3 protein-coding genes and 1 pseudogene are annotated in these 4,411 nt (G+C 46.4%); all 4 read right to left on the reverse strand.

All coding sequences use genetic code 11. The features are described from left to right. Positions 1 to 215 (reverse strand): annotated as a pseudogene (locus ACP5KC_RS08245) (hypothetical protein); the annotation flags it as partial. A 254-nt stretch (positions 216 to 469) separates the two neighbouring features. Beyond that, a complete protein-coding gene (locus tag ACP5KC_RS08250) occupies positions 470 to 937 on the reverse strand; it encodes a hypothetical protein (protein WP_428287243.1) in 468 nt (155 codons plus the stop codon). A 10-nt stretch (positions 938 to 947) separates the two neighbouring features. Continuing rightward, positions 948 to 1,763, reverse strand: coding sequence for a hypothetical protein (locus tag ACP5KC_RS08255; protein ID WP_428287244.1), 816 nt, complete (start codon positions 1,761 to 1,763; stop codon positions 948 to 950). Between the two features lie 17 nt (positions 1,764 to 1,780). Continuing rightward, positions 1,781 to 4,411 (reverse strand): hypothetical protein (locus ACP5KC_RS08260; RefSeq protein ID WP_428287245.1); only part of this gene is annotated, 2,631 nt, incomplete at its 5' end.

Raw genomic sequence — 4,411 nt, forward strand, 5'->3', positions numbered from 1 at the left:
CCGGCTCCGTGGAGGCAGCCCGACTCGATCCTTTCGGCCTCGTACAGGTAGTAGTTGCCCTCGTAGAAGAGGACGTCGACAACCCTGTCCGTCTTCAAGTGGCCCCCTTGACCACGACCGCGGGGACGCCGTACTTCTCGTGTATAGAGCTGTTGCATGAGAACTTCAACAAGGGTCTCGACCTGCTGAAGATCTCCAGATGAGAAGCTTGTCAATAAGGTCGAAGCGAACTGCATTAATACATATTAGCTCAGCACCTGCAGCCTGAGACACGCTGGAATGATGCGCATACTCAAGAACATTATAAGCCCATTAATAGCAGCTGAGATTGCTAGGCACAAGAAACTCGACCACATATCGAATCGAAAACAGTAGAGAAGGCCCAAAAAGTATGAAATGTTTTGAGTTCCGTTGGGCTTGATCACACTTCACCTTCCTTAATAGGCAGAACAAAGTGCTGAATTAAGTTTTAGAGATTCTCAATTAACACGCGCATCATCGATGAAACCGTTCTTGCTGCAGTGGGTTTAATTATAGCTCCTCTACCTCCACAGCCGTATTTTAAATTGCTCAGATCGATAGCTAGGTGAACAAATACATTAAGGTACTTTGATAAAGGTGCCTTTCCCGCTAGGAGCCTCTCTAGGAAGTTCAACCACTTATTCGGTTCTTTGGCACTATATGTTAGCAACAGGTAAATGAGTACCGCATAGCCTACGTCGGCGGGAAGCTCTACAACGGTTTTGTCTCCGTCCTTCGAGATACTATATTTCAAGGCGTACGCGTCTATCACAGACATTACTCCATTGAACAATTCAGCAGAGCGTTTTCCACTTATTCTTATGAAATCTCTCGAATCCGGGGTCAACCCCCGTAGGCTCAGCACACCTCTTTCACCATCACCCACGTATATCAAATAGTACAAGCCCTTGCCCATACCGTCACCCTTATACTATTAGTAATGAAGCAATTACGCTAAGAGACCGAGGGCTCCAGGAGTGATTTACATCGTACAAGCCTCCTTCCTTCTCTACAATATCGTAGCCGTGATCTGAGAGCATGATTATAGTGCTGCCAAAACCCCCCTTCAACCGAGTAATCTTGCTGTACAACTTAGAAGTCAGCGTGTACATTGTCTCTATAATATCGCTGGCACGGACGTTCTTTAACTGGTGAATGGACTCATCGTAATCCCTAAAAACGATATAGTGCTTTGCGCGCATTTTTTCGGCTATTCTACGAGCAATATCGTTAAGAGTGAGGTCGGCATTTTGAATATAGCTATGCGGTTCGAGTATGAACTTGTACGTCTCCGTAGCACCACCAGGATTAATTATTGGGGCTATAAAGAGTTCCGCCCCTTCTCTTTTTAATCTACAAGCTATGTACAAAGCGTCGATAATAGATAGTCCATCGCAAACGATCACATATTTCGACGCGCTTTTTGAGGCCTCAGCAAGCTCGGCACTAGCTCTTCGAAACATTTCACGCGCTAATTCGAGGACATCAATGTTACGCTCACTAATCACTTCATAGACATCGCTTAGGAGTTCTTCAGCGTATTGTAGCATTCCCGATAAGCGAGCATCTTTATGTAAATTCTTCAGTAAAAAGGGTTTGTGACGTGAAGCTTGATAGAACAGCTCAAAAACAACTTTGTACGCCTCCTCAAGGCTGTCAAAGTTAACGTATTGAAGAAGTAAGTTGAGAAGGGCGCGAAGCCTGTTGATGAGTAGCGTTGTTGTTTCTAAAACCGCGTTCACGTACTTAGCGCCTCGAATCACTGCTCTCGACTTTCTATAAGCCTAACCCCACCAGGTGACAGTCCCATGTTCTTAACCATTTGCAAGGCTTCATCCTTTTCATATAATTTAGCTAGCTGTACTACAAGTCTGCAAGAAGTAATACTATTCCTGTAACGGTTGAGGTATTTGATGAGGTCTTCAAGGAGGTCTGAGATTTTATCTAGAGAACCCCTGACCTCTATTTTGGCATCAGAGCCTACTTGTATTTCAACGCTTAGCAGCCGCACAAGTTCTTTATTGCGAGCAATACCTCCTAAGGCCATGTTAACGTTATCTACCCCTGACGTTTCAAATCCTGCAATACCTATGCCTTTAGGCGGCGGTAGCGGGGGTGGCACTTCCTTCGGCCTTATGATAAGGTCATCCTTCTCAACGTCTACTTCGATTAGTTTTAATTCTTTGTCGTCCGTCTGAATAACTCTACCACGAAGGAGGCTATTAATAGCATTTTCTACGCTCTCCAAGGATTCGGGTTTTATCGGTATGTCGGGCCATCCCCTGGCGAGGCCGTCTACAATTGAGCGTAACGAGTACCTGTATTCCCCTTTCTCGCGCAGCTCCTGCCTCACATTAGGGGTGCCAACTATTATCTTAATCCACTCCGTGATCCTGGCACTAATCTCCGTTGCGTTAGCCACCTTCAGCCTTCCTCTAACGGCACTAGTAATCCACACAGGTAGCGATGCAAATACTCCGCCGAGCGTTTGAGGCTGTTTATCGATCGAAATCTCGAGGTCGTATATCTCGATTTTGCCCGTGGAGGGATCGAACGTCACAACTTTTTTGAAGAGGCTGATAAAGTCTGAAGTAAAGTTCTGCACTGCGGCACTGCTGAGCTGTTGGGCGTAGATCTCAAGTCTTTCTCTAAACCGAGCTACTATCTCCATAACGATACGCTTGAACTCCTCTTCGGGCTTCCTCACGAGCTCGAGCAGAGACTTGTGGCTCATTGCTGCACGCTCAGCAAACTTGCTCATGCTCATATCGGACTTTAGCATGTTGACAACTATCTCGCTGGCTCTGATTTCCGCTAGTGAACTGACTAGTCTTTCCAAGGTCTCCTCATTGACGTAAGGGACTACTACGGCGAACATATTTGGACTTTTTATTTTGCCCACATTTTTACTTATAGATCTTTTGATGCTCTCTAGAACGTCTTCAAACCTTGCCTTCTCTACAAGTAGCTTATTGGCCATGTCTATTGGCGAAACCACCAGTATGGTGAACTCGTTCTTGTTCAAGTATTCAGTGAAATGGGCGGTGACTTCCTCAAAGTCCCCGACCTTCACGAATTCCATGCTCAGCGGGGCGTTTTGTTTGAACTCGCTCACTAGTGCATACTCCTTAAGCCTCTCCCCTACGTACTCGATGGCATCTCTAACCTTTAGCCTCCCTTCCTCATCTCTAAGCCTGCGAATTTCGCTTTCGCGAATGTCCTTAAGTAGCTGGTATGGGTTTCCGAACAACGACGCGTAGTAATACTTGCTTTCGCCCCGCTCAACGCTATGTATGTATGGCGCTACATTAAGCCTCTCTAATACCTCGGGATACCTGCCGAGCTTGGCTATATCAACAATGCCTACTAGGGATAATATGAGCCCTCTCTGAGGTAAAGCCCTTCTATCAAGCTCTTCCGGTAGAAGAGCGTCTGGGCTCTTGGTCATCATTAGTAGTAAGTCCCACACGTTGTTAGTAACGGATTTGAGGTACACCGATGATATAGCGCCTTTAACCATCTTAACTAGGTCGTGATCCTTTGTTTCGGCTTCCACGAGCTCTAGAAACCTGTTCCACGAAAGCGTGTTTCTACGCCACTCATTTGCATAACCTTCATCCAGCAAGTGCTTAATGTCGTCGTGTTCAACGTGGGCTATGCTTATCAGGTACGCATCCTCGCCGCTTTCCAGTACCCTTCCGAGAATAACAGAGCTGATCTTGATTAAATCACGTAGATGCTGCAATCTCTCTGAGGCGAAGTCAGCACTATAAGCTGGAACTACGAGCTTTCTAACAAGCTCTCTATACACCGGTGAGAACGGATATGTCTTTTTGAGGTCCTCAATAAACTTTGTAGCTTCGGAATCTCCCACGATTTCGGACAGCGCGCGTCGAATCTCTTCAATCACACCATCAGACAGCACTTTACTTATCGGGGCTTTTAACCTAACGGCTCTTTTCTTTACAATTTCCAGAGCTTCTTCTTCGCTTACATCTCTCACGTTAATAGGTGCGACTCTACGAGTTCTATCCTCAAAGTACTTTACGGCCTCCTTGAGTAGCTCTCTTTCATCACCAACGTGCAGTCCGATTACGCCCCTCCATCTTTGAACGTCTTGCATGGCTGAAGCGTACACAAGTACTGCCGGGAATGTTCCTCTGAGCTCGTCAATGAGCGATGTAAGAAACATTAAGACCTTTCTCACACTATCAACGTACTCCCTGGAAGCCCCTGCAAAGGCTTCAAAGGCGGCTGCATAGACCTCGTCGACTACGATCAGTACGGGTATGCTAACCGCAAGTTCCGACAACGCCTTAACAAACTCCCTTGCTGCGTCCTTTGGCTCGTACCTGCTGATTTCCTGTAGGAGCTTTTCGAAATTGCTCAG

Origin of the sequence: Infirmifilum sp. (genome assembly GCF_049970975.1) — an archaeon.
In the GTDB taxonomy this organism is placed as follows: Archaea; Thermoproteota; Thermoprotei; order Thermofilales; family Thermofilaceae; genus Thermofilum; species Thermofilum uzonense.

Coding starts and splice junctions, on each gene's coding strand:
- ACP5KC_RS08250 (WP_428287243.1), bottom strand. CDS start 937: ATGGGCAAGGGCTTGTACTATTTGATATACGTGGGTGATGGTGAAAGA.